General features: G+C 67.0%; 18 protein-coding genes. 9 read left to right on the top strand and 9 right to left on the bottom strand.

The window, feature by feature from the left end:
* Window positions 1-16: 16 nt before the first annotated feature.
* Together WKR98_RS22865 and WKR98_RS22860 are read left to right on the top strand one after the other, a co-directional pair.
* Window positions 17-925 (top strand): LysR family transcriptional regulator, encoded by a 909-nt coding sequence (locus tag WKR98_RS22865; RefSeq protein WP_124690419.1) that lies wholly within the window; start codon window positions 17-19, stop codon window positions 923-925.
* A 67-nt stretch (window positions 926-992) separates the two neighbouring features.
* The gene (locus WKR98_RS22860; RefSeq protein WP_341434753.1) at window positions 993-2,936 is read left to right on the top strand and encodes a clostripain-related cysteine peptidase; all 1,944 of its coding nucleotides are present in this window, start codon (window positions 993-995) and stop codon (window positions 2,934-2,936) included.
* Window positions 2,937-2,984: 48 nt separating this feature from the next.
* Here WKR98_RS22860 and WKR98_RS22855 read toward each other — a convergent pair whose 3' ends face one another.
* Genes WKR98_RS22855 through WKR98_RS22845 form a run of 3 tightly spaced genes read right to left on the bottom strand, consistent with a single transcriptional unit; the run spans window position 2,985 to window position 6,575 of the window.
* Entirely contained in the window at window positions 2,985-3,971 is a 987-nt protein-coding gene (locus WKR98_RS22855; protein WP_341434752.1) for a Bug family tripartite tricarboxylate transporter substrate binding protein, read from the bottom strand.
* Window positions 3,968-4,897 carry an NAD(P)/FAD-dependent oxidoreductase gene (locus WKR98_RS22850; protein ID WP_124690422.1) on the bottom strand — a complete coding sequence of 310 codons (930 nt, stop codon included), beginning with the start codon at window positions 4,895-4,897 and terminating at the stop codon, window positions 3,968-3,970. Before WKR98_RS22850 ends, WKR98_RS22855 begins: the two co-directional genes overlap by 4 nt.
* Window positions 4,898-4,907: 10 nt before the next feature.
* Complete coding sequence (locus tag WKR98_RS22845; RefSeq protein WP_341434751.1) at window positions 4,908-6,575, bottom strand: UGSC family (seleno)protein; 1,668 nt, start codon at window positions 6,573-6,575, stop codon at window positions 4,908-4,910.
* A gap of 152 nt (window positions 6,576-6,727) precedes the next feature.
* Between WKR98_RS22845 and WKR98_RS22840 the strand changes: the two genes are divergently transcribed.
* The gene (locus tag WKR98_RS22840) at window positions 6,728-7,621 is read left to right on the top strand and encodes a LysR family transcriptional regulator (RefSeq protein WP_124690424.1); all 894 of its coding nucleotides are present in this window, start codon (window positions 6,728-6,730) and stop codon (window positions 7,619-7,621) included.
* A 46-nt stretch (window positions 7,622-7,667) separates the two neighbouring features.
* Here WKR98_RS22840 and WKR98_RS22835 read toward each other — a convergent pair whose 3' ends face one another.
* The 5 genes from WKR98_RS22835 to pstS form a co-directional block, all read right to left on the bottom strand.
* Window positions 7,668-9,161: a TPM domain-containing protein gene (locus tag WKR98_RS22835; protein ID WP_341434750.1), complete on the bottom strand. Its 1,494-nt coding sequence runs from the start codon at window positions 9,159-9,161 to the stop codon at window positions 7,668-7,670.
* Between the two features lie 79 nt (window positions 9,162-9,240).
* Window positions 9,241-10,017 carry a phosphate ABC transporter ATP-binding protein PstB gene (pstB, locus tag WKR98_RS22830; RefSeq protein ID WP_124690425.1) on the bottom strand — a complete coding sequence of 259 codons (777 nt, stop codon included), beginning with the start codon at window positions 10,015-10,017 and terminating at the stop codon, window positions 9,241-9,243.
* Window positions 10,018-10,041: 24 nt separating this feature from the next.
* Complete coding sequence (pstA, locus tag WKR98_RS22825; protein WP_238160097.1) at window positions 10,042-10,899, bottom strand: phosphate ABC transporter permease PstA; 858 nt, start codon at window positions 10,897-10,899, stop codon at window positions 10,042-10,044.
* Between the two features lie 9 nt (window positions 10,900-10,908).
* Window positions 10,909-11,934 (bottom strand): phosphate ABC transporter permease subunit PstC, encoded by a 1,026-nt coding sequence (gene pstC / locus WKR98_RS22820; RefSeq protein ID WP_124690426.1) that lies wholly within the window; start codon window positions 11,932-11,934, stop codon window positions 10,909-10,911.
* 110 nt (window positions 11,935-12,044) lie between these two features.
* Window positions 12,045-13,085 carry a phosphate ABC transporter substrate-binding protein PstS gene (pstS, locus tag WKR98_RS22815; RefSeq protein WP_124690427.1) on the bottom strand — a complete coding sequence of 347 codons (1,041 nt, stop codon included), beginning with the start codon at window positions 13,083-13,085 and terminating at the stop codon, window positions 12,045-12,047.
* Window positions 13,086-13,238: 153 nt separating this feature from the next.
* Here pstS and WKR98_RS22810 point away from each other — a divergent pair, with 153 nt between their 5' ends.
* The 5 genes from WKR98_RS22810 to WKR98_RS22790 all read left to right on the top strand — a co-directional run bounded on the left by WKR98_RS22810 (window position 13,239) and on the right by WKR98_RS22790 (window position 19,712).
* The gene (locus WKR98_RS22810; RefSeq protein WP_161567874.1) at window positions 13,239-14,099 is read left to right on the top strand and encodes a helix-turn-helix domain-containing protein; all 861 of its coding nucleotides are present in this window, start codon (window positions 13,239-13,241) and stop codon (window positions 14,097-14,099) included.
* Window positions 14,100-14,215: 116 nt separating this feature from the next.
* Window positions 14,216-16,351 (top strand): TonB-dependent siderophore receptor, encoded by a 2,136-nt coding sequence (locus WKR98_RS22805; RefSeq protein WP_238160099.1) that lies wholly within the window; start codon window positions 14,216-14,218, stop codon window positions 16,349-16,351.
* Window position 16,352: 1 nt separating this feature from the next.
* Complete coding sequence (locus tag WKR98_RS22800; RefSeq protein WP_341434749.1) at window positions 16,353-18,032, top strand: PepSY-associated TM helix domain-containing protein; 1,680 nt, start codon at window positions 16,353-16,355, stop codon at window positions 18,030-18,032.
* Window positions 18,029-18,469 (top strand): cupin domain-containing protein, encoded by a 441-nt coding sequence (locus tag WKR98_RS22795; protein WP_124690430.1) that lies wholly within the window; start codon window positions 18,029-18,031, stop codon window positions 18,467-18,469. The genes WKR98_RS22800 and WKR98_RS22795 overlap by 4 nt, the downstream gene beginning before the upstream one ends.
* A gap of 61 nt (window positions 18,470-18,530) precedes the next feature.
* Window positions 18,531-19,712: a RhtX/FptX family siderophore transporter gene (locus tag WKR98_RS22790; RefSeq protein ID WP_370283053.1), complete on the top strand. Its 1,182-nt coding sequence runs from the start codon at window positions 18,531-18,533 to the stop codon at window positions 19,710-19,712.
* Here the strand turns inward: WKR98_RS22790 and ppk1 are convergent.
* The gene (gene ppk1, locus WKR98_RS22785; protein ID WP_124690432.1) at window positions 19,709-21,802 is read right to left on the bottom strand and encodes a polyphosphate kinase 1; all 2,094 of its coding nucleotides are present in this window, start codon (window positions 21,800-21,802) and stop codon (window positions 19,709-19,711) included. The two genes, WKR98_RS22790 and ppk1, sit on opposite strands and share 4 nt — an antisense overlap.
* Before the next feature lie 135 nt (window positions 21,803-21,937).
* Here ppk1 and ppx point away from each other — a divergent pair, with 135 nt between their 5' ends.
* A complete protein-coding gene (ppx, locus tag WKR98_RS22780; protein ID WP_341434748.1) occupies window positions 21,938-23,428 on the top strand; it encodes an exopolyphosphatase in 1,491 nt (496 codons plus the stop codon).
* Window positions 23,429-23,469: the final 41 nt, after the last annotated feature.

Here is a 23,469-nt window from a genome sequence, read left to right as displayed (position 1 = left end):
TTCCGAGTGCCGCCCCATGCTCGAACGCATACACCTCGTCATCATCCGGGAAGTCGATCGCCAGGGATCGCTGACCGCGGCCGCCGGCACGCTGCATCTGACGCAGTCCGCGCTCAGCCATACCGTCAAGAAGATCGAACAGCAACTCGGCACGCCCATCTGGGACCGCGAAGGCCGCAGCCTGCGGCTGACCCAGGCCGGCCAGTACCTGCTCTCGCTTGCCGAGCGGCTGCTGCCGCAATTCGAGCACGCCGAATCGCGCATGAAACAGTACGCCGCGGGCGAACGCGGCACCCTGCGCATCGGCATGGAGTGCCACCCGTGCTACCAATGGCTGCTCAAAGTGGTTTCGCCCTATCTGGCGCGCTGGCCCGACGTGGACGTGGACGTCAAGCAGCGCTTCCAGTTCGGCGGCATAGGCGCCCTGTTCGGCTACGACATCGACATACTCGTCACGCCCGATCCGCTCAAGCGCCCCGGCCTGCGCTTCGATCCGGTGTTCGACTACGAACAGGTGCTGGTCGTGGGGGAAGACCATCCCTTGGCGGCGCAGCGCTACGTCAAGCCCGAGCAGCTCGTGGACGAAACGCTGATCACCTATCCGGTCGAGACCGACCGACTGGACATCTACAACCAGTTCCTGCGCCCCGCCGGCGTCGCGCCGCGCCGTCACAAGACCATAGAAACGACAGACATCATGCTGCAGATGGTGGCCAGCAACCGCGGGGTGGCGGCCTTGCCGCGCTGGCTGGCCGAGGAATACGCCGACCGCATGCCCGTGGCCAGCGTGAAGCTGGGCAGGGACGGCATCGCCAAGCAGATCTTCCTGGGCACGCGCGAGGCCGATGCCTCGATCGACTACCTGGCTTCGTTCGTGGCCTACGCACGGGCCTCGATGGCGCAGGCGCCGCGCCCGAGACGCTAAGACCTCGCCGATTGCTTGGGATAGTGTTACAAAATGCTTCCGAAACAATCAACAAGAGGATAGTCGCATGTTCGCCCCCGATTTCCCGGCTTTCCGCCTCTTGGCGGCCCGCCTGCGATCGGCCTTCGCCATCGCGGCGCTGGCCCTGCTCGTCGTCAGTTGCGGGGGGTCCGGCAGCCAGCCCGCCGCCAAGGCCGACGTCACCCTGCTCGTCTACATGATGGGCACCAATCTCGAAAGCGAGGACGGCTCGGCCACGGGCAACATCGACGAGATGCGGAGCGTCGCGCCCAGCGACCGGGTCAACGTCGTGCTGGCCACCGGCGCCGCCGACAAGGACGGCTGGCGCACCGTCCAGCGCAAGCGCGTGCGCGGCCAGCAGGTCGACGTGCTGGACGATCTGGGCAACGTGGACATGGGCAGCGCCCAGACCTTGCAGGACTTCGTGTCCTGGGGCATGAAGGCCTACCCGGCCGAGCGGACCATGCTGGTGCTATGGGACCACGGCGGCGGCCCCAACCGCGGCATAGGGTCCGATCCCTTCACCCACAACTCCCTGTCGCTGGACGACATACGCAGCGCCATCGCCCTCGCCACGCAGGCCGCCGGGCGCAAGCTCGCGCTGGTCGGCTTCGACGCCTGCCTGATGGGATCGGTCGAAGTCGCCCAGGCAATGGCTCCCTACGCCGACTACATGATCGGATCTCAGGAACTCGAACCCGGCGCCGGCCAGGACTGGGCCGCGCTGCTGTCGCACCTGACCCGCTCTCCCACCGACAGCACCGCGGCCTTCGGCCGCACCATCGTCGATGCCTTCATCGCCAAGCAATTGAAGGACGACGCCGACGCCGAGGCCACGCTGTCGCTGATCGACCTCGGCCGGATAGACGGCGTGGGCGCGGCGCTCGCGGACATTGCCGCCACGCTGAACGGACAACTGACCGCCGATCCGGTGCAGACCTGGCTCGACATCGCCGACGCGCGCGCCCGGGCCTTCCTCTTCGGCTCCGTCCTGCTGTCCGCCGGGCCCGCGGAACTGGTCGACCTGGGCATGTTCAGCTGGGGCAGCCTCAGGCTGGCCGACGGGCAGCGGGAGCGGCTGACGCAGGCCCTGGAACAGGCGGTGGTTCATCAGAAACACACGGCAGCCTTCTCCAACCTCGCCGGCCTGACCTTCTACCTGCCCCAGCGCGTGGCCGAGACCTCGGCCGACACGAAGACCTACACGTCGCTGTCCTTCGTCTCCGAGACCCAGCGCGCCTTCATCCGGCAGCATTCCGACATCGGCACCGACAACACCCGGCTGCCGCTGCCCGCCGTAGGCATCATCGACTGGCACGACGGCACCCCGCTGGCCCCGACCTCGGTCCAGGCGCCGTTGAACGCCGTGAACCGCGCACTCGTGGCCCAGGACTTCGCCGCGGTCCAGAACGCCGCCGGCTGGATCACCGCCCTCAAGCCGCTAACGGACGGCACCGTCGACCAGCTCGTCGATCCGGCCTTCATGCAAGGCTGGTTCCGGCTGGACGCCGCCGGCACGCCCGTCTACTTCTCCGCGCTGCCGGACGGCATGCGCTTCGCGGTCGACTCCCCCGAGAACTTCCTGATCCCCGTCACCCTGCGCAACGACGCTCCCGACGACAACGTTCCCGCCGACGACCCGCGCCGCCTGCAACGGGGCCTGCTGATCGTGTCGGACGCCGCGAAACCCGGCGTACTGCGCATCACCGGATTCCTGAATGCCCTGGGGAACAATGACTCCGCTGGTGTGGCACGTCCGCAAGGCGTACCACGCCAGGCCTCGGTGCAACCCCTCTGGCTGGCCCGAAACAAAAGCAACCTCGGGCGCTGGTTTCCGCCGCCGGCCACCGACGCGGTGCCGTTCGTGCCGGTCATCGACAAGCAGCAAATCTCCCGTGGCACGCGCGACCAACTGCCCTCGGGCACCCACGCCCGCCTGGGTATCGTCGACGTCCGGGGCTGGATCAGCCTGGATACGGCGTCCTACTAGCAGGCGGCCGTGTGGCGGCCTTGGCCAACGCGCCCAAGGCCGCCACGGTCATTCCATCTTGAAGTCTATGGCGGCCAGCATCGTCTTCCAGCGGCCATCGGTCTCGCGAATGTCGCGCGCGAAATCGGCCGCGTTCAGCCACTGGACTTCGACACCGCTGTTGACGAAGTCCTCTCGCACATTCGGCAAGGCCATCACGCCACGCGTGGCTTCGGCCAGCCGGGCCACCGTGGACGGCGCCATGCCGGCCGGCCCGATCAAACCCAGCTCGGTGCCGATGTCCATGCCCTGCACGCCCATCTCGGCCATGGTCGGCAGGCCGGGGAATAGCGCGCTGCGCTTGAGCGCGACCACGCCCAGCAGTCTCACCTTGCCGGTCTTGGCCAGCGCCACCGCCCCCGAGGACGACGCGAACTGCAGGTGCACGCGTCCCGTGATGAAGTCCTTGGCCACGTCGTTGGCCCCCTTGTAGGGCACATGAACCATGTCGATCTGAAGTTGGCGCGCCAGCATCTGGCCGAAGATGTGCGCGGCGGTGCCCATCCCTTGCGACACGTAGTTGAGTTGACCGGGATGGGCCTTGCCGTACGCCGCCAACTCGCGCGTATTGGTTGCGGGAATGGAGTTGTGCAGCACCAGCACGGTCGGGCCTAGCGCACACTGCGCCACCGGCGTGAAGTCGCGGAAAGCATCGTAGCGGGCGGCCCGCACCGTATGTGGCAACTGTGCGATGGTGGAACTGGGCGTATACATCAGCGTATGCCCGTCGGGCACCGCCCTGGCGACCTCCGTCGCCGCGAGTATGGTACCGGCGCCTGGCCGGTTCACCACGACCACGGGCACGCCAAGACTGGGGCTCAGGAACCGCGCAAGCAGTCGCGCCTGCATGTCCGTCCCGCCTCCCGCCGGATAACCCACGGTCAGGCTGATCGGACGGCCCTCCACGGGAAAGTCGGCCGCGAAGGAAGGTCTGGCCAGGGCCGTGCCCGCCAGCGCCAGCAACAGCCGGCGCCGATCGATGACGAGATCGCTCATGCAAGGTCTCCGATTGATATCAGGTCATGCACGATAGCCATCGCGGTCGACGTGCCGCTTTGCTGTGCAGCCACCAAGGTGTAGGGAATGCCGGCGCGGATGTCGCCGGCCGCGTACACGCCCGCGATCGAGCTGCGCCCTGTCGGGCCGCAGACGACGCGGCCCGCCCCATCCAGTTCCACCAGACCGTCCAGGAAGCCGCTGGCGGCCCGCAACCCCGCATAGATGAAAACGCCAGAGACCGGTACCGATTGTTCCGCTGCTCCCGAACGGATGCGAACACCGGTGACACCGTTGCCGCCCTCGATCGCGGTCACCCTGGCGCGCCGCAGCAGACGCACGTTGCCGCACTCGCTCAGCGCATCCATCAGATAAGCCTGGGCGTGCGGCGCCTCGCCCTCGAAGACCAGCGTGACCTCGCTGGCGTATCGTGCCAGCACGACGGCCTCGCCCACCGCGGAATCGCCGCCTCCCACCACGCACACCGGTTCGCCGCGAAACAATGGACCGTCGCATGCGGCGCAGTGCGATACGCCGCGCCCCTCGAGCGCATCTTCGCCAGGCACCCCGAGCGCGCGCCGCGACGAGCCGGCGGCCACCAGCACGGCGCGCGCCATGATGCTGCCGGACTCGCCCTGGACCTCCAGGCGCGCGCCGGCACCCGCGGCCTGGATCCGCGTCACGGAGTCCAGCCGAAACCGGACGCCTGCCTCTTCCGCGACCGCCTGGAGCGCGGGGCCAAGCTCGAAGCCGGCAATGCCCCCGGGGTAGTCCGGGTAGTTGGCGATGCGCTCCACGGCCATGACCTGGCCTCCGGCTCCCACGCGCTCGATCACCAGCACCTCCAGGCCCCGGCGCGCGGCATGCGTGGCGGCGGCCAGGCCGGCGACGCCTGCCCCAATGACCACGAGATCGGTCTGATCCATGCCTGCGGTCCTAGCGCCAGTCGTCCACCGAGACGGTCGCGCGATGCAACGCGCCCATCATCTGCCAGTAGCCGTTGGCCTCGCCGCCGACCACGACCACATGGATGTCGTGCTCCTCGAAAATGCGCACCGGCGCGTCGTCGGGCAGACCCACGTAGCGAGCCTTGGGGGATTCGGACTCTCCGAACGTGGCCTTGGAATAGACGTAGTTCTGCACCAGTTGCAGGTCCCAGTAGCGGCCGGCCGGCATCTCGGCGGCCTCGTGCAGCCAGCGCACCAGCTTGGCCTTGGTATCGAAGCCGCCACGGTCGATGAACTGCTGCGCGGTAATCGGATCGAGCAGCAACACCGGCCCGGTAATCGAATCCGTGCCCAGAAGCATGTCCTTGACGTGCTCCTTCCAGTAGGTCTTGCGCAGGCCCAGACTGAAGGTGGTCGAACGGCACCCGTGGAACACCGTCACGGTGCTGGCGCCCCGGTCGAAGCCCTTGTCCACGTGCAGCGGCTGCCACGGGCTGCGCTCCTCGTTCTCCGCGAAGGTGATGCCGTTGTAGGTGTAGTTGTTGCCCAGCGACCCCATGAAGGTCTCACCCGGCACCGAACCGCCCTGCAGGTTCTGTGACAGCAGCCCGTACGCTCGGCCAATGGTCGCGTTGGCATGGTTGTAGGGCCCCATGGCGCCGATGCCGCAGTTCATGCCGATCTCGTGGCGCACCGGACCGTTGACCACGCTCATTACCGAAGCGGAGCTCGACGTGCTGCCGCGAGCCGACACCCCGGTGGAAGCCAGAGCCAGGATGACCGGGAAATACTCGGGCCGGGCGCCGGCCATCACGGCGTTGACGGCGACCTTCTCGACCGTATATTCCCATAGGCCGCGATTGGCCGTGGGCTGCATGCGCCCCACCACCTCGTCGGGCCCGCGGCGGGTGCCCGCCAGCATGGCCGCCACGCGCTCTTGCGTGGGCAGCACGATGGGCAGGTGGTCGGTCCATCCGTTGCGTTCGAACAGCGCGTGCAGGTTTTCCTCGGCGTCCGGCTGCTCGAACCGCGGCGCATCGCGTGCATAGGGCTCGTCGCCCGCTTCGCTGGCAGCAAGGCCGCGCGTGAGGCCCTCGACGATCTCCTGCATCACGGGTCGGCCGGTATAGGGATCCTTGCCTTCGACGTAGGCGCGCAGTTCGGATTCGCTCTTGCCCATCACCGGCTGCGGCACGAAGACCATCGGCGACTGGATCAGCCCTCCCATGCGCGCGACCGACTGCGCGATCTTCACGAACATGTCCGTGTAGATGGCCACGGTGGGGACGCCATATTGCGTCTCCAGCGTAATCGCATGGGTCGCAACCGCTGGCGTGCATGTGCTGCAATGGCCCACGCCAATGATGGCGGCGTGGCCCTTTTCCCGGATCTCACTCCAAAGCTGAGGGTCGTCCTTGCCGTAGTAGCTGGACATCTGGCGCAGTTCGGTGCGCACGCCTGGCATCCGGGCGGCAAACCACGCCTGCACTTGCTTGAGCAGTTCGACGGAATCGTCAAACTTGCTGTCGATCAAATAAACAGTTCTGCCGTCCAGGCTCGCCGGGCGCGGCGCCGGTTGCTTGCGGTGGATCCTGGGCGCGTAGCCGACCGGATTATGGACAGTAAGCAAGGCGGGCGATTTGACGGAGGTAAGCATGACGGGTTTTATTTCCAGAATTCCGCAGCGCCGAGGCGTTGCGGTTAACAGTGGTTGATGCGATTATTTTCTCGAGCGCGCGGCCCGGCAATTGAAAAGAAAATCGTCACTGTTAACCACGGGTTAATACCCAGCGGCGGGATGGAGCCACCATGAACTTACGCCAGATGGAGGTCTTCCGGGCCGTGATGCTGACGGGCGGCGTCAACAGCGCGGCGCAGTTGCTGCACGTCTCGCCGCCGGCGATCAGCAAGGTACTGGCGCAAGCCGCGCGGTCCAGCGGCCTGGTGCTGTTCGAGAACGTGCGGGGCCGGCTGATACCCACGCCAGAGGCCCAGCAGCTCTATGACGAAGTCACTGGCTTGTGGGACAGGGTCGAGAAAGTCCGCGACATGACGCAGCAGCTGGCGCAACCGACACGTGCCGTGCTCAAACTGACGTGTACGTCCAACGTCGCGCAATTCCTGGTGTCGCGTACCATCGCGCGCTTGTACATGCGGTATCCGCACCTGAAATGCCGGTTGCAGGTGACGTCGCCCGAGCTCGTCAACCAGTTGCTGCTGGAGCGTTCGTTCAACCTGGGGGTCGCCCTCGAGGCTCACGAGCACCCGAACCTGGAAGTCTTGAAAGGCTACCGTTGCGGACTCGCCTGCATCATGCGGGCCGACCATCCCCTGGCGAAACGCAAATCCATCAAACCCGCCGATCTGGCGGGCGAGCGCATCATCGCATCTCCCGAGAGCACGCCGTTCGGGCAGACGCTGCGCCGGGCCTTCGGGGCTGCGGCCGCCCGCATGCACATCGACTTCGAATGCGGCAGTTCTGCCACCGCCTGCTGGTTTGCGCAGGCCGGAGTCGGTATCGCGGTGGTGGATCTCGCGGGCGTTTCGGGTGGTCAGCTGGAGGGCCTGGAAGTGCGGCCGTTCCGATCACCCGAGACCCTGTCGGTAAGTATCCTGCGTAACCGCTACCGGCCGATGTCGGTAGTGGAACGCGCGTTTGCCGAGGAGTTCGATACGGTCTGGGCGCAGGTTTCGCCGACCTAGTCAGCCATGCGCGACCGGCCTCCCCTACCAGTGCGCATCCCCATCGCTACCACCGGCCGCCCGCGCCGCCGCCTCCGCTGGACCCACCCCCGAAACTGCTTCCCGAGCTGCCGCCCCCGGAACTCCCGCCCCCGCCTCCCGAACCGGAACCGGAGCTGCTGCGGCTGGCCAGTGCGGCCAGCGTCACCATGCCCAGCGATACGGCGTGGTTGCAGAAGGCACACGTCCGCATGCGTTCGCCCACCCCGGTCGAGGTCTGTGTGGCCCGCTGGCGGACCTTGATGGCGGGAGGGGCCAGGGTCTGTCCATGGCATTTCGGACACACCTCGTATTTCGCGATCTTCTCGCCGTCGAACGCCGCGATGTGCGTACGGCCGGTTTCCTCGTTCAGCCAGATCTCGTAGGACTTGGCGCCCAGCTTTTCTTCCGCCAGCTGCTGCCGGCTCAGATACGCATCGAGTTTCGCGGGCTTGAGCGCATCGCGGTTCAAGCGGGACCACTTCCCCGTGCCGTCCGGCGGGGTATCCCGCAGGCGGGCACGCTTCCTGTTCCTTCCAAGATCGTAGTAGGCCTTGTAGGACAGGGGCGAGAGCAGCAGCGGCAGCAGGGTCAGGCGCGTGAACGCGACGCTCATGTCCAGGCCGGTTTTCGGATCCTTGGTGCTTTTCTTGAGGAACTGCGCCGACCCGGAGTAATGGAACAGGAGCACGAAGGTTCCGAACGCGGCCAGGAAGTATGGCAGGTTGTCGACCCGGTACACGCGCTCCACGACGTCCAGGATCACGAATGCGAACAGGCTCAGGAACAGGAGCAGCAGGAAGGTGAACAGGGCGAACCAGAAGGCATGGCCCCGGTAGCGCGTGCGCTTGATGCCGAATTTCTTCAGGACGCGCCTGCGCGCCAGGCTGATCCAGCCGAAACCGGCGGCGAATATCGCCAGCACCCAGGCTGCCCGCTCCAGCGCCGCGGCGTGGCGGTTCCAGAAGGTGGGCTGATACGCCTCGAGGTTCGCCAGCTCCAGGGCATGATCGGGCGACAGGAACACGCTTTCGATCGCCTTCGCGGCGGCCAGCACGGCCATGTCGGTATTGCCGAGCTTCAGGTAGGGAACCAGGTAGGTCTCGCCGATCTGCTTGAGCAGGGCATCGGGAAAGATGCCTTCCAGCCCGTAGCCGCTGATGAAGCGATACTCCCGCCGGTCCATGCCCAGGAACAGCAGCAGGCCGTTGTCGCTGCCCTGCTTGCCGACGCCCCAGTGGTTGAACAGATCCAGCGCGAAGCTGAAATCGCTGGCCCCCTGGTAGTCGCCCACGACCACGATGGCGAACTCGCTGCCGTTGTTCCGTTCGATGCCGGCACTGATCGCGTCCAGCTTCGCGACGGTATCGCCGCTCAGGTGGCCGTCGGGGTCGCTGACGTAGTGGTCGCTGCCCTGGCTCTTCGGGTTGGGGACGGCCGGGACGGAATATTGCGCGTAGGCGTTCAGGACGCCAAGGAGGCCGGCCAGGGCGGCAATCAGGACGATGAGTTTCTTGTACATTCCTTTTCCCGAATGTACCCCACCGCCCTGCCAGCGCGACCGGCACCGTGTCCGGATGCCGGCGCGTATGCGGGAAGACTCAGCCGAAGCGGCCGGTGATGTAGTCTTCCGTCGCCTTCTTGGTCGGCTTGATGAAGATCTGGTCCGTCACGCCGAACTCGACCAGTTCACCCAGGTACATGTAGGCAGTGTAGTCGGAACAGCGCGCCGCCTGCTGCATGTTGTGGGTGACGATGACCACCGTGTAGTCGTTCTTCAGTTCGGCGATCAGTTCCTCGATCTTGGCCGTGGAGATCGGGTCCAGCGCGGAGCAGGGTTCGTCCAGCAGCAGGACCTCGGGCTTGATCGCGATGCCGCGCGCGATGCACAGGCGCTGCTGCTGCCCGCCCGACAGGCTGTGGCCGCTCTGGTGCAGCTTGTTCTTGGCCTCTTCCCACAGCGCGGCCTTGGTCAGCGCCCATTCCACGCGCTCGTCCATCTCGCCCTTGCTCAGGTTCTCGAACAGGCGCACGCCGAAGGCGATGTTGTCGTAGATGCTCATCGGGAACGGGGTGGGCTTCTGGAACACCATGCCGACCTTGGCGCGGATCAGCGAGATGTCCATCTTCGAGGTCAGCAGGTTCTCGCCGTCCATGTTGATCTGGCCTTCGGCCCGCTGTTCGGGATACAGCTCGAACATGCGGTTGAAGGTGCGCAGCAGCGTCGACTTGCCGCAACCCGACGGGCCGATGAAGGCCGTGACCTGCTTCTCGGGGATCTGCATGCTGACGTTGCGCAGGGCGTGGAATTTCCCGTAGTAGAAGTTCAGGTTCTTGACTTCCAGCTTGGGATTCGAAATGTTGGCGATGTTTTCCATGGCGTGTCCGATTTGTCGCGGGCGTCAGGCGGCCTGTTTGCGGAACATGATGCGAGCAATGATGTTGATGGCCAGGACCAGCAGCGTGATCAGCGTCGCGCCGGCCCAGGCCAGGCGCTGCCAGTCGGCGAAGGGGCTCATCGCGAACTGGAAGATCGTGACGGGCAGGTTGGCCATGGGGGCGTTCATGTTGAACGACAGAAACTGGTTGTTCAGCGCGGTGAACAGCAGCGGCGCGGTCTCGCCGGCGATGCGGGCCACGGCCAGCAGGATGCCGGTGACGATGCCCGAGCGCGCGGCGCGATAGCACACCATGGTGATCATCTTCCAGTGCGGGCAGCCCAGCGCGATGCAGGCCTCGCGCAGGCTGTTGGGCACCAGCTTGAGCATGTCGTCGGTGGTGCGGACCACGACCGGGATCACGATCACGGCCAGGGCCAGCGTGCCCGCCCAGCCCGAGAAGTGCTGGATGCGCGCGACGAACACGGTGTAGATGAACAGGCCGATCACGATCGACGGCGCCGACAGCAGCACGTCGTTGATGAAGCGCGTGGCCGGGGCCAGCCAGCCGCGCTGGCCGTATTCGGCCAGGTAGGTGCCGGCCAGGATGCCGATGGGCGTGCCGATCAGCGTGCCCATGCCGGCCATCATGATGCTGCCCACCAGCGCGTTGAGCAGCCCCCCGCTCTGTCCGGGAGGCGGCGTGATCTCGGTGAACAGCGCGGGCGAGATCGCCGCGGCGCCCTTGGACAGCAGCGTCAGGATGATCCAGAACAGCCAGAAAAGACCGAACACCAGGGCGACCGCCGACAGGGTCAGCATGACCTTGTTGGTCAGCCGGCGGCGGCGGTAGACCGTGTTCTGCATGGTGATGACGGACATCGCGGCTCCTTAGGACCGGGCGCCTTCGCTCTTCGCCAGGCGCAGCAGCAGAAGCTTCGAGCAGGCGAGCACGATGGTGGTGATGAGGAAAAGGATCAGGCCCAACTCGATCAGCGCCGACAGGTGCACGTCGTCGGAGGCCTCGGCGAACTCGTTGGCCAGCGACGAGGCGATCGAGTTGCCCGGCGCGAACAGCGAGCCGGACAGCCGGTAGGCGTTGCCGATGACGAAGGTGACGGCCATGGTCTCGCCCAGCGCGCGGCCCAGCCCCAGCATGATGCCGCCCACGGCGCCGACCTTGGTGAACGGCAGCACCACGCGGGAGACGACCTCCCAGGTGGTCGCGCCCAGCCCGTAGGCCGATTCCTTCAGCATGGCCGGCACGAGCTCGAACACGTCGCGCATCACGGCGGTGATGAAGGGGATGATCATCACGGCCAGGATGATGCCGGCGGTGAATACGCCTATGCCGAAGGCCGGCCCCTGGAACAGGATGCCCGCGCCCGGGATGTTGCCCAGCGTGGCGATCAGGAAGGGCTGCACGTATTCCTTGAACAGCGGAGCGAAAATGAACAGGCCCCACATGCCGTAGATGATGGAGGGAATGGCCGCCAGCATTTCGACCGCCGTGCCCAGCGGCCGGCGCAGCCAGGTGGGCGACAGCTCGGTCAGGAACAGCGCGATGCCGAACGACACCGGCACCGCGATCAGCAGCGCGATGGCCGAGGTGACGAGCGTGCCGACGATGGGCACCAGCGCGCCGTATTCATTGTTGACCGGGTCCCATTCCGAGGACCACAGGAACGAGATGCCGTACTTCTCGAGCGTGATCTGGCTGCCCACGACCAGCGACACCAGGATGGCGGCCAGCAGGCTCAGCACGGCAAAGGCGAAGAACCGGGTCAGGTTCTTGAACAACGCGTCCATGGCCGCGTTACGGTTTTTCTTCATCGGGGGCGTATTCCCGGTAGTAGTCGGCTCGGAGGAAGAATTTCCTCGAATCTCGCCCGAAATGTTATCAAGGACCGCGCTCATGGGGGTTTCCGGAAAGGGAGACAGGTCGAGCCAGAGGGCCTGGAAACGCGAAAAACGGGGCGGACGACTCCGCCCGGCCCCGTTTCACGCCACTATGGCACCTCGGCGGATCAGTACAGCGACTTGCCGCTGGTGTCCTTGATGTCGGACTTCCACAGCGAGCGGATCTGCGTCGTTACCGCGTCGGGCAGCGCCACGTAGTCCAGCTCGGAAGCCGATTTCTTGCCGTTCTTGAAGGCCCAGTCGAAGAACTTCAGGACTTCGGCGCCTTGCGTCGGCTTGTCCTGCGCCTTGTGCATCAGGATGAAGGTGGCGCTGGTGATGGGCCAGCTCTTGTCGCCCGGCTCGTTGTTCAGGATCACGCCCATGCCCGGCGCGCTCTTCCAGTCGGCGTTCGCGGCGGCGGCGGCGAAGGCGGCCTCTTCCGGCTGAACGAACTTGCCGTCCTTGTTCTGGACCTGGCCGTGCGACAGCTTGTTCTGCTTGGCGTAGGCGTATTCGACGTAGCCGATGGCGCCGGCGAACTGCTTGACGTAGTTGGCGACGCCTTCGTTGCCCTTGCCACCCTGGCCGGCGGGCCACTTGACGGCCTTGCCTTCACCCACGGACGACTTCCAGTCGGCGGAAACCTTGGACAGGTAGTTGGTCCAGCCGAAGGTCGTGCCCGAACCGTCCGAACGGTGGACGACGATAATGTCGGCGGCGGGCAGGTTCACGCCGGGATTCAGCTTGGCGATGGCCTCGTCGTTCCACTTCTTGACCTTGCCCAGGTAGATGTCGGCCAGCAGCGCGCCGGTGAACTTCAGTTGGCCGGGCTGGATGCCTTGCAGGTTGACGACGGGAACGATGCCGCCGATCACGGCGGGGAACTGCACCAGGCCGTTCTTTTCCAGGTCGGCGCCGCTCATGGGATCATCCGAAGCGCCGAAATCCACGGTCTTGGCGATGATCTGCTTCTGGCCGCCGCCCGAACCGATGGACTGGTAGTTCACGGTGTTGCCCGTGGCGGCCTTGTAATCCGAGGCCCACTTGGCGTAGATGGGGTAAGGGAACGACGCGCCGGCACCGGTGATATCGGCGGCGTGCGCGGACAACGCGGCAACGCCCAGCACGACGCCCACCGAAACTTGCTTGAATACGAGTTTGAACATTTGCAGGTCCTCTGCTTTTGTGGGAGGTAAAGCTCACGACGGCGTCAGATTACGTAGCAAATATGACATGACCATGACAGAACACATGACGGTCATGGAGCGAGCATGTAGAATCAGGAACGATTCTCATTCAAATCCATGATATCCGCCCCGATGCCCGAACAATGGCATGTCCCCGCGATGACCGCCTCGCTGTCCATCAGCGGCGGTATATTGCGCGCGGATCACGACCAGGCCATTACCGAGCAGAATGAAGCCGGATTGAAGCTGGTCCTGCTGCTGGGCGGGGAACTGCGTTACTCGATGCAAAAACACCGGCAGGTGGGCTTGAAGGGCCCTGCGGTCCACCTCAGTCTGAGCCGCAGCCCGTTCACGGTCAGCCATGCCTTCCATGCCGCCTCGCCGCTACGCTACGTGGCCGTGCGCATGCCCGAGGAAGCGCTGCAGCAAGGCCTGGACCTCGACATAGGCCGGCATGCCCGCCAGCGCAACGGTGCCGATGCCCCGTTCTTCCTCGACCAGCAGGCCAACCGGATCCTGCAGGCCCTGGGCCGGCAATTGCTGGCCTGCCCCCTGCGCGGGAACCTGCGCGACCTCTACCTGGCCGGCAAGGCCCTGGAATTGACCGCTACCGTGCTGGCCGGCCTGGAACTCGCGCCCGCCGCCGAACCATCCCAGGCCGATGCGCTCAAGCTGTCGCCGCGCCAGCTCGACGCACTGCACGAGGCTCGCGCGCGACTGCTCGAGCAGCTTTCCGAACCGCCTGGCCTGGCGGCCCTGGGGCGCCAGGTCGGCTTGAACGTGACGACGCTCACGCGCGGGTTCCGGGCCCTGTTCGGCTGCAGCGTCTATCAGTTCGTGCGCGACCAGCGCCTCGAACTCGCCTATCGCATGCTGGCCGCCGGCCGGTGCACCGTGGCCCAGGCCGCGTCCGCCGCCGGCTACAGCGACTCGCACTTCTCCAAGGCTTTCCAGAAACGCTTCGGCCTCGCGCCGCGCGGACTTCGCCGCTAGCCTAGCCGGATACGCCCGACCGCCAGATTGATACCGGCAATCGCCAATTCGTACCCGTCTCCCTTCCTAGAATTGATGAGATTGATTCTCAATTCAAAAAAAGGGAGAGGGTCTTCGTGGATACCCGCAAGCCATTTCATGCCCGCCAGGGCGCCTTCCACCCCGGCCTGGCCCGCACCGCCCTCGCCTCGGCCATCCTGCTGCTGGGCGCGAGTGCCCATGCCCAGGCCGCCCCCGAGCCGCCGGCCAGCACGCTGCCCGCGGTCACCGTCACGGGCGGCGCGGACACGCCGTCGTCACTGCTCAAGACGTCGCAGTCCGCCAGGGAAACGCCGCAGTCGGTCACGGTCATCGACCGCGAGCGCATGCAGCAGCAGAACCTGCAGACGCTGGAAGAAGTGCTGCAGCAGGCACCCGGGATCACCGTCCAGCCCTATCAGCAACTCACCACGGGTTACTACGCCCGGGGCTTCAAGATCGACTCCTTCCAGCAGGACGGCGTACCCGTGCTCATGGGCCAGACGGCCGGCGCGCCGGAGGACATGGGCATGTACGAACGGGTGGAGATCCTGCGCGGCGCCAACGGCCTGCTCCAGGGCACGGGCAACCCGGCCGCCACCGTCAACCTCGTCCCCAAACGGGCGCCGCGGCAGTTCGGCGCGCGCGGCGCGCTGACCGCCGGCAGTTGGAACCGCTACCGCGCCGAGGCGGACGTGGGCGGCCCGGTGAACGAAAGCGGCAGCCTGCGCGCAAGGATGGTCGCCAGCCACGAGGACCGCGATTTCTTCTACGACGTGGCGGGCCAGAAATCCACCAACCTGTACGGCACGGCCGAACTCGACCTCGGCCCCGACACCGTGCTTTCCTTGGGCGTCCATCACCAGCGCATCCGCTCCATCACCAACATGGCCGGGGTGCCCTTCTACCGCGACGGCGGCGACATCGGCCTGCCGCGCTCGACCTATCTGGATGTCGCCTGGGACCGCTTCAACTGGGACAACACGCGGCTGTTCGCCGGCCTGGAACATGCGTTCGACAACGGCTGGACGGCCAAGCTCAACGTCAACCACCTGACGGGCGAGGTCGACCTGAAATATGCCGGCGCCAATGGCGCGGTCGATCCCGCGACGGGCACCGGTCCGCGCCTGACGGGCGGCGCCTATGAATTCGAGAACCGACAGACCAGCGCCGACGGCTATCTGAATGGCCCGTTCACGCTGTTCGGCCGCAGGCACGAGGCACTGATCGGGGTCAACCACCTGCGCACCAGCACCGAGCAGTTCTCCGCCAGTTTCCTGACACCGATCGGCATGCCGGTGGATGTATGGAAATGGGATCCGCGCAGCGTGCCCGAACCAGCGGTCGGTCCCTACACGTCGCGCGGTCCGACGCGCATGGTCCAGTCGGGCATCTATGCGATGGGCCGGTTCTCGCTGGCCGACCCCCTGAAACTCATCTTGGGAGGGCGGGTGAGCCGCTGGAAGCAGGACACCTCTTCCGCCAGTTCCCGGCTCAGCAGCGAGTTCACGCCCTATGGCGGCCTGGTGCTGGACATCGCGCAGCGGTGGGCGCTCTACGCCAGCTACGCGCAGGTCTTCCAGCCCCAGACCCAGACCACGTGGGAAGGCGGCATGCTCGACCCGGTCCAGGGAAGCAACCGGGAGATCGGCATCAAGGGCGGCCTGCTGGACGGGCGGCTGGATGCCAGCCTGGCCCTCTTCAACATCCGGCAGCGCAACCGCGCACAGGCCGACCCCGCACATCCTTGCGCGGGGTCGGCCTGCTACTACGTCGCCGGCGGCGAGGTCGAGAGCCGCGGGATCGAGGCGGAAGTGAACGGCCAGGTCATGCCGGGGCTGGACCTGTCGCTGGGCTATACCTACAACGCCACGGAGTACCTGAAGGACGCCCAGTCGCAGGGGCAGCCCTTCGCCCGCTTCACGCCCAAGCACATCTTCAGGCTCTGGGCGAACACCGTGCTGCCCGGGAACGACGGCCGGCTCAGCGCGGGCGTGGGCATCCAGGCGCAAAGCGCCTACACCGTGCAGTCCGGCGGCGTAACCCTGCGCCAGGGCGGCTATGCCCTGGCCAGCCTGCGGATCGGCTACCGCATCAACAAACACATGAGCGCGGCGCTGCACGTCAACAACCTGTTCGACAGGCGCTACTACCAGAGTCTGTCCGGCACCAGTTGGAACAACCGCTACGGCGACCCCCGCAGCGTGGCGCTGACGCTGCGCGTGGAGTACTAGGGTGCCGGCTCCGCACTGGCCCCTGCGCACCGTCCTGGCCGTCCTGGCCGCCCCGGCGGCCGCCATCGGACTGGCGATCGCCATCGCGCGCTGGGCACCGCTGGACGACGCGCTGGACAGGCTGTATGCCGGCATGTTCATCGGCGTGCTGGCGCAGTTGCTGCTGCTGGGCGGCAGCCTGCTTCCGGGCACGCGCGCAGCCCTGCCCATGCGCCGCGCCGTGGCCGTCACGCACGCCTGGGCCGGCATGATCGTCGGCCTCGTGCTGTTCGTTGTCTGCCTGACCGGTGTATTCGCCGTGCTCAAGCAGGAAGTCCGCTACTGGGAAATGCCATCCGAGCGAAAGGCCCTCGTCCCGCGCCTCGACCTGGACGCCCTGCTGCATGCGGGCCGGGCACGATTCGGCAATGCCGCTTCCTTGACGATCCAGTTGCCGGACGGCCTGCGGCGCCATGCCATCGTGGCTCCCGCCGGCGGCGGGCCGGCTGCCGGCCCATCCCCGTTGCTTCTGCGCGCCGACGACGCCAGCCCCATGCCCGCTCCCCACGGCGGCGCGACGGACCTGCTGGTCACGCTGCACAACACCTTACACGCGGGCTTTCCCGGGCGGGTGGTCGTGAGCCTGTTCGGCTTCGCGCTGGCCTTCATGGTCGTGGGCGGCGTGGCCAACCATCCCCGCCAGGCCTCGGGACTGCTGCGGCTGCGCATCGGCGCGGACACGCGGACGCTGGCGCTCGACGCCCACAAGCTGCTGGGACTCTGGCTTTCGCCGCTCCTGCTGCTGATCGCGGTAACGGGCATCTTCTCGGGCGTGGGTGCATTGGCGACCGTCAACCTGGCGCCGCACGCCTTCCCCAACGACCCGCGCCAGGCCCTGCAGGCGCTGATGGACAACGCGGCCTTCCCGGCCCTGGGGCAGCCCGCCGCCATGCACGGCCTGAACGCCCTGGTCGACCGCCACCGGCAGGCCCACCCCAGGTTCCAGGTGGAGAGCATCGCCATCCGGCATTGGGGCGATGCGCAGGCCTACGCCACCCTGCGCGGCCATGGCGCCGGCCAGTTGAGCACCGGCGTATTCGAGCGCTTCCACTACCGCCTGCGCGACGGCGCGCTGCTGCGCCACGACAGCGCGGCGCAACGCGGCCCCTGGACCCAGGCGTTCATCGCCATCCAGCCCCTGCACTTCGCGCAATACAGCGGCTCGGCCAGCCGCTGGCTGCACGCGGCCGGCGGTCTGGCCGCCGCGCTGCTGGCCGCCTCCGGCACCTGGCTCTGGCTGCGGCGGCGAGCCACGCCGCAGCGTCCGCTGGCCTGGCCGCGGCGGGCAACACAAGGCGTCTGCCTGGGGCTGACGCTTTCATGCTGCGTCCTCCTGGCGGTCACCAGCCTGACGCCGGACACCCTGCCGGCCCGGCCCGCGCTGCAAGTGTGGGCCTTCTGGGGCTCCTGGCTGGCGGCGGCCGCCGGCTTCGCCTGGCCGGGACACGGCAGCCGGCGCGCCACGGCCGCGCTGCGGCTTGCAGGCCTGCTGCTCTGGCTGGCGGCCCTCGCCAGCCTGGCGCGCCAGGTCGGCCGCCCGCTGGCCGCTGAACTGCCGGCACTGGCCTTCGACCTCCTGCTGATCCTGGCGGGCGCCCTGTCGTGGCGGCTCGCCCGTTTTTCCTTTCGTCATCCATCATGACCCGACACAAACTTCCCACCCCCGCCGGCGACGCCTCGCGCCTGCCCCGGCTCTTCGCGCTGTCCTCCTCGCTGGCAGTCCTCCAGGCCGACGCAACCGTCCACCTGATGCCGTTCCAGCGGGATGGCCTGCCTCGGGCCGGCTGGATCATGGGCATCAAGCCCATCACCGACACCGCATCGGTCCACGGCAACCACTGGGAACGACATCCGCGCGGCGACGAGATCCTGACGCTGCTGGAAGGATCGTTGCGCGTCGTCCTGGCCGCGGACGCGGGCGACGAACGCGAACTGAAGGTCGCCGCCGGGGAATCGCTCGTCGTTCCCCAGGGGTGGTGGCACCGGCTGGAGGTACACCAGCCGGGCCGCCTGATGTTCGTCACCCCCGCCACCGACAGCGAACACCGCCTGCACCGCCCTCACGACCAGGAAGACTGACATGCCCTCCCTTTCCCCCACCTCGACGGCACGGCGCGGCGCCACGCTGCTGCAATGGCCCATGATCGCCTGCCTGTACGCTTCCCAGGGCATCCCCTTCGGCCTCGCGATGGAAGCGCTGCCGGCCATCCTGCGCGGCCAGGGCGCCAGCCTCGGCGCCCTGGCCTATCTTCCCCTGGTGAGCCTGCCCTGGGTGCTGAAATGCGGCTGGGCCCCGGTCGTGGACAATCATTGGTCGCCTCGCCTGGGACGCCGGCGCAGCTGGATCCTGCCCATGCAGGGGCTGGTCCTGGCCCTGCTGCTTGGCGTCATGGCGATCGGGGTCACGCAGGCCACCCTGCCCTATCTGCTGACGCTCTCGGTGGCGGCGTCGCTGGCCAGCGCCACACAGGACATCGCCACGGACGGCCTGGTCGCCGAACGGTTCGCAACCCGCGCGCTCGGCACCGCCAACGCGGTCCAGGTCGCCGGCACCATGATCGGCTTCTTCTACGGTGGCCCGGTGTTCCTGATGGCCTATGCGCGCGTCGGCCTGACCGGCGCGCTGCTGCTCCTGGCCCTGCCCATCGCGTTCAGCCTGGCGATGGTCGCGGCCTGGCGCGAACCCGCGCCGCCGCCCGAACAATGGCTGCGCCCACGGCAAGCCAGCCTGTGGCGCTTCCTGCGCTCGGGGCGGCACGCCTGGGCGCTGATCGCCGCGGCCTTCCTGTCCGCCGTGACCGTGGTCGCGTGCCACGGACTGTCCAAACTGCTGCTGGTCGATGCCGGCTGGGCGCTCGGGAAGATCGGCCAGGTCGGCATGGTCGGCGGCGCCGTCACCATTGTTCTTGGATGCGGCGGCGGGGCCTGGCTGGTGTCGCGGCTGGGCACCTGGCCGGTGTTCTTCGCCGGCATCGCCTCGGCGGGCGTGGCGGCAGCCGTCTGGACCGTGCTGGCGTGGACCTCGCCCGCCCTGCCCGCGTACGCGGTCTGGCTGGCGACGCTGCTGACCAGCTTCGGGGCCGGCAGCGCATCCGTCGCGATGATGACCGCCGCCATGCGCTTCGCCCATGCGCGTGACCAGGCCGGCACCGACATGACAGCAGTGCAGAGCATGCGCGACCTGGGCGAGATGGCCGCGTCCTCGTCGCTGATGGCCCTTGCCGCGCTGGCGGGCTATGGCGGCAGCTTCATGGTGGGTGTCGGACTGGCGCTGGCCACGCTGGTGCTCACGCCAGCGCTGCTGCGGACGCGCCGGAACTAACCGGCGGTTTCGTCGAAGCCGCCCAGCGCCTTCATCAGATGCGCATGGAGGTTGAACGGCCGGCGGCGCGACCGCACCCGGACGTAGTCTCCCGAGGGCTGCTGCTGCCAGGCCAGTTGGTTGTCGCGCAGCGCGAAGGTGAAGGATTCGTCGATCACCCGCTTCTTCAAGGCCGGATCGAAGATGGGGAAGGCGACTTCGACGCGGCGGAAGAAATTCCGGTCCATCCAGTCGGCCGAGGCCAGGTAGACCATCTCCTGGCCGCCGTTCAGGAAGTAGAACACCCGCGAGTGTTCGAGGAAGCGGCCGACGATGGACCGCACGGTGATGTTGTCCGACAGCCCCGGCACCCCGGCGCGCAAGGTGCACACGCCCCGCACCACCAGGTCGATGCGCACGCCCGCGCGGCTGGCCTTGTACAGTTCCTCGATCACCGAGGGTTCCAGCAGCGAGTTCATCTTGGCCATGATCCGCGCCGGCTTGCCCGCGCGCGCGTGGCGCGCCTCGCGGCGGACCAGCGCCACCATGGTCTCGTGCAGCGAGAACGGCGCCTGCAGCAGGCATTTCAGGTGGCGGCGCGCGCCCAGTCCGGTCAGTTGCGAGAATATCTGCTCCATGTCCTCGCACATGCGCGCGTCAGCGGTGAACAGGCCGAAATCGGTGTACAGGCGCGCCGTGCTGGGATGGTAGTTGCCGGTCCCCAGGTGTCCATAGCGACGGATGCGGCCGCGCTCGTGGCGCAGCACCAGGGCCATCTTGGCGTGGGTCTTGTGGCCCACCACGCCGTAGACCACGTGCGCGCCCACCTCTTCCAGCCGCGCCGCCCAGTTGATATTGGTCTGCTCGTCGAAGCGGGCCATCAGTTCCACCACCACGGTCACTTCCTTGCCCGAGCGCGCCGCCGCCAGCAGGAGGCGCATCAGCTCGGAATCCTCGCCGGTGCGGTAGATGGTCTGCTTGATGGCGACCACGCTGGGATCGGCCGCCGCCGCGGTCAGGAAATCGATGACGGGCTGGAACGACTGGTAGGGATGATGCAGCAGCCGGTCCTGCGCGGCAATGGCCTTGAAGAGCTCGTCGGGCGTCAGATTGCTGCGGTCGAACGGCGCCGGCAGGGCCGCGCGGAACGGCGGAAACTTCAGTTCCGGCCGGTTGATGCCGTTTACCAGCTGCATCAGCCGCGCCAGGTTGACCGGGCCGTCCACCCGATAGGCGTCGGCCGGCGTGAGCGAGAACTCCTTGAGCAGGAAGCTCTCGAGTTCCGGCGGGCTGGAGTCGGCCAATTCCAGCCGGACGCCGTCGCCGAAGTGCCGCTGGGTCAGTTCCCCTTGCAGGGCCTGGCGCAGGTTGGTGATTTCCTCGTCGTCGACGAACAGGTCGCTGTTGCGCGTCAGGCGCCACTGGTAGCAGCCGTCCACCGTCATGCCGGGGAACAGGTCGCCCACGAACGCCTGCATGAACGAGGTCAGCATGACGTAGCCATGCGGGTGGCCGGACAGCTCGGGCGGCATCTGGGTCAGGCGCGGCAGCGCGCGCGGCGCCTGCACGATGGCGATGGCGGCATTGCGGCCGAAGGCATCGCGGCCCGACAACTGGACGGCGAAGTTCAGGCTCTTGTTGAACACGCGCGGGAACGGATGCGCCGGATCGAGCCCGATGGGCGTCAGAAGCGGCATGACGTCCAGCCGGAACACCTCGTGCGCCCACGCGCGCTGCGCCGGCGTCCAGCTCTGCGCCATGTGCAGCACGATGCCCTCGGCCTGCAGGCGCGGCAGCACCTCGCGATTGAGCAAAGCGTACTGGCGCTCGACCAGGGCGTGCGCGGCCTCGGACACGCGCTGCACGACCTCGGCCGGGGTCCGGCCGTCCAGCCCGCGCGCGCCGGGATTCTGCCGCACCTGCTCGTGCAGGCTGGCCACACGGATCTCGAAGAACTCGTCCAGGTTGGAAGCCACGATGCACAGGAAGCGCAACCGTTCGAGCAGGGGCGCCCGGTCGTCCTCGGCCAGGGCCAGGACCCGTTCGTTGAACTTGAGCAAGGCAAGCTCGCGATTCAGGAACAGGTCTTTGGCAGGCAATCTGGCAACCATGGGATATCCGCAAAAATGGGGGACGAAGCTGAGAGGGCTATTTTTGCGTCAAAATGATGACTACCTTATGACAGTGCAACCATTCTGTCATTGAAGCGCCTTATTCTTGCAGTTCGCATCTCAACTTTCCATTCCATGAATCAATTGCTCGCCGCCGTCGATCTTGGCTCCAACAGTTTTCGTCTGGTCATCGGCCGCGTGGTCGACGAAGGCGGAACCATCCAGATCTACCCGGTCGACCGGCTCAAGGAAACCGTGCGGCTGGCCGCCGGCCTGCAGGCGGACAAGACGCTGGACAGCTCGACCACCGATTTCGCCCTGCAGGTACTGAGCCGCTTCGGCGAGCGCCTGCGCAGCTTCCATCCGGAACGCGTGCGGGCGGTGGCCACCAATACATTCCGCGTGGCGCGCAACGTCAGCGAATTCCTGCCCCTGGCGGAAGAAGCCCTGGGCTTTCCCATCGAGGTCATCGCCGGCCGCGAGGAAGCGCGCCTGATCTTCTCCGGCGTTTCGCACTCGCTGCCCCCCTCGCCGGCCAAGCGGCTGGTGGTCGATATCGGCGGCGGCTCGACCGAGTTCATCGTCGGCCGGCGCTTCGAGCCCGAGCTGATGGAATCGCTGTACATGGGTTGCGTAAGCTTCAGCCGTGCCTACTTCCCCGACGGCATCATCGACGCCCATGCCATGAAGCAGGCCGAAATGGCCGCCCGCCGCGAGATCGAGGTTATCGCCAAGCAGTATCGCAAGGCCGGATGGCAGGAAGCCTACGGCTCGTCGGGGACGAGCAAGGCGCTGGGCGCGATCCTGACCGAGTCCGGCTTCTCGGAGTCGGGCATCACCCGGCGCGGCATGGACAAGCTCAAGGACAAACTGATCAAGGCGGGCACGGTCGAACGCGCGCAACTGGCGGGCATCAAGCCCGACCGCATCTCGGTGCTGCCGGGCGGCCTGGCCATCATGAGCGCGATTTTCGACGAACTGGGCCTGGACGTGATGCGCACGGCCGACGGCGCGCTGCGCGTGGGCGTGCTGTACGACCTGGCCGGCCGCGACGCCTCGCTGGACAAACGCGACGACACGGTGCGCCAGTTCATGAGCCGCTACAAGGTGGACCGCGCCCAGGCGACGCGCGTGCGGCAGACGGCGCTGGAGCTGTTCAAGCAGCTGGTGCCCATGCCCGCCGACGAACACCAGGAATTGACCCGGGTGCTGGGCTGGGCCGCCGAGCTGCATGAGATCGGCCTGTCCATCGCCCACAACACCTATCACCGGCACTCGGCCTACATCCTGGAACACGCCGACATGCCGGGCTTCTCGCGCCAGGACCAGGCCCTGCTCGCGCTCCTGGCGCTAGGCCATCAGGGCAAGCTGGCCAAGCTCCAGCACCTGGTCAACCACCACGAACAATGGATCGCCATCCTGTGCCTGCGCCTGGCGGCCATCCTCTACCGGCGGCGCGAGGACATCACCGCGCCGCCCGTCAAGGTGTCGGTCAAGGGATCGTCCATCATCGTCAAGACTGACGCGGCCTGGATGAGTGCCCACCCGCTGACCGACTTCACCCTGCGCGCCGAGGAATCAGAATGGCGCAAGGTGGGATTCACGTTCGAGCTGCTTGAGCTCTGAACGCAGGCGCCGGGTCAGCCGGCGCAATACCTTCACTCCGG

Source organism: Pigmentiphaga sp. YJ18 (assembly GCF_038066655.1).
GTDB lineage: Bacteria > Pseudomonadota > Gammaproteobacteria > Burkholderiales > Burkholderiaceae_B > Pigmentiphaga.
This window is presented reverse-complemented; position numbering and strand designations above follow the sequence as displayed.

Bases quoted from the DNA above. Each gene is read 5' to 3' on its own strand.
- WKR98_RS22865 (WP_124690419.1), top strand. From the start codon at position 17: ATGCTCGAACGCATACACCTCGTCATCATCCGGGAAGTCGATCGCCAG.
- pstA (WP_238160097.1), bottom strand. From the start codon at position 10,899: ATGTCCGTCATCACCATGCAGAACACGGTCTACCGCCGCCGCCGGCTG.
- pstB (WP_124690425.1), bottom strand. From the start codon at position 10,017: ATGGAAAACATCGCCAACATTTCGAATCCCAAGCTGGAAGTCAAGAAC.
- pstC (WP_124690426.1), bottom strand. From the start codon at position 11,934: ATGAGCGCGGTCCTTGATAACATTTCGGGCGAGATTCGAGGAAATTCT.
- WKR98_RS22835 (WP_341434750.1), bottom strand. From the start codon at position 9,161: ATGTACAAGAAACTCATCGTCCTGATTGCCGCCCTGGCCGGCCTCCTT.
- pstS (WP_124690427.1), bottom strand. From the start codon at position 13,085: ATGTTCAAACTCGTATTCAAGCAAGTTTCGGTGGGCGTCGTGCTGGGC.
- WKR98_RS22790 (WP_370283053.1), top strand. From the start codon at position 18,531: ATGATCGCCTGCCTGTACGCTTCCCAGGGCATCCCCTTCGGCCTCGCG.
- WKR98_RS22795 (WP_124690430.1), top strand. From the start codon at position 18,029: ATGACCCGACACAAACTTCCCACCCCCGCCGGCGACGCCTCGCGCCTG.
- WKR98_RS22860 (WP_341434753.1), top strand. From the start codon at position 993: ATGTTCGCCCCCGATTTCCCGGCTTTCCGCCTCTTGGCGGCCCGCCTG.
- WKR98_RS22810 (WP_161567874.1), top strand. From the start codon at position 13,239: ATGCCCGAACAATGGCATGTCCCCGCGATGACCGCCTCGCTGTCCATC.
- ppk1 (WP_124690432.1), bottom strand. From the start codon at position 21,802: ATGGTTGCCAGATTGCCTGCCAAAGACCTGTTCCTGAATCGCGAGCTT.
- WKR98_RS22855 (WP_341434752.1), bottom strand. From the start codon at position 3,971: ATGAGCGATCTCGTCATCGATCGGCGCCGGCTGTTGCTGGCGCTGGCG.
- WKR98_RS22850 (WP_124690422.1), bottom strand. From the start codon at position 4,897: ATGGATCAGACCGATCTCGTGGTCATTGGGGCAGGCGTCGCCGGCCTG.
- ppx (WP_341434748.1), top strand. From the start codon at position 21,938: ATGAATCAATTGCTCGCCGCCGTCGATCTTGGCTCCAACAGTTTTCGT.
- WKR98_RS22845 (WP_341434751.1), bottom strand. From the start codon at position 6,575: ATGCTTACCTCCGTCAAATCGCCCGCCTTGCTTACTGTCCATAATCCG.
- WKR98_RS22840 (WP_124690424.1), top strand. From the start codon at position 6,728: ATGAACTTACGCCAGATGGAGGTCTTCCGGGCCGTGATGCTGACGGGC.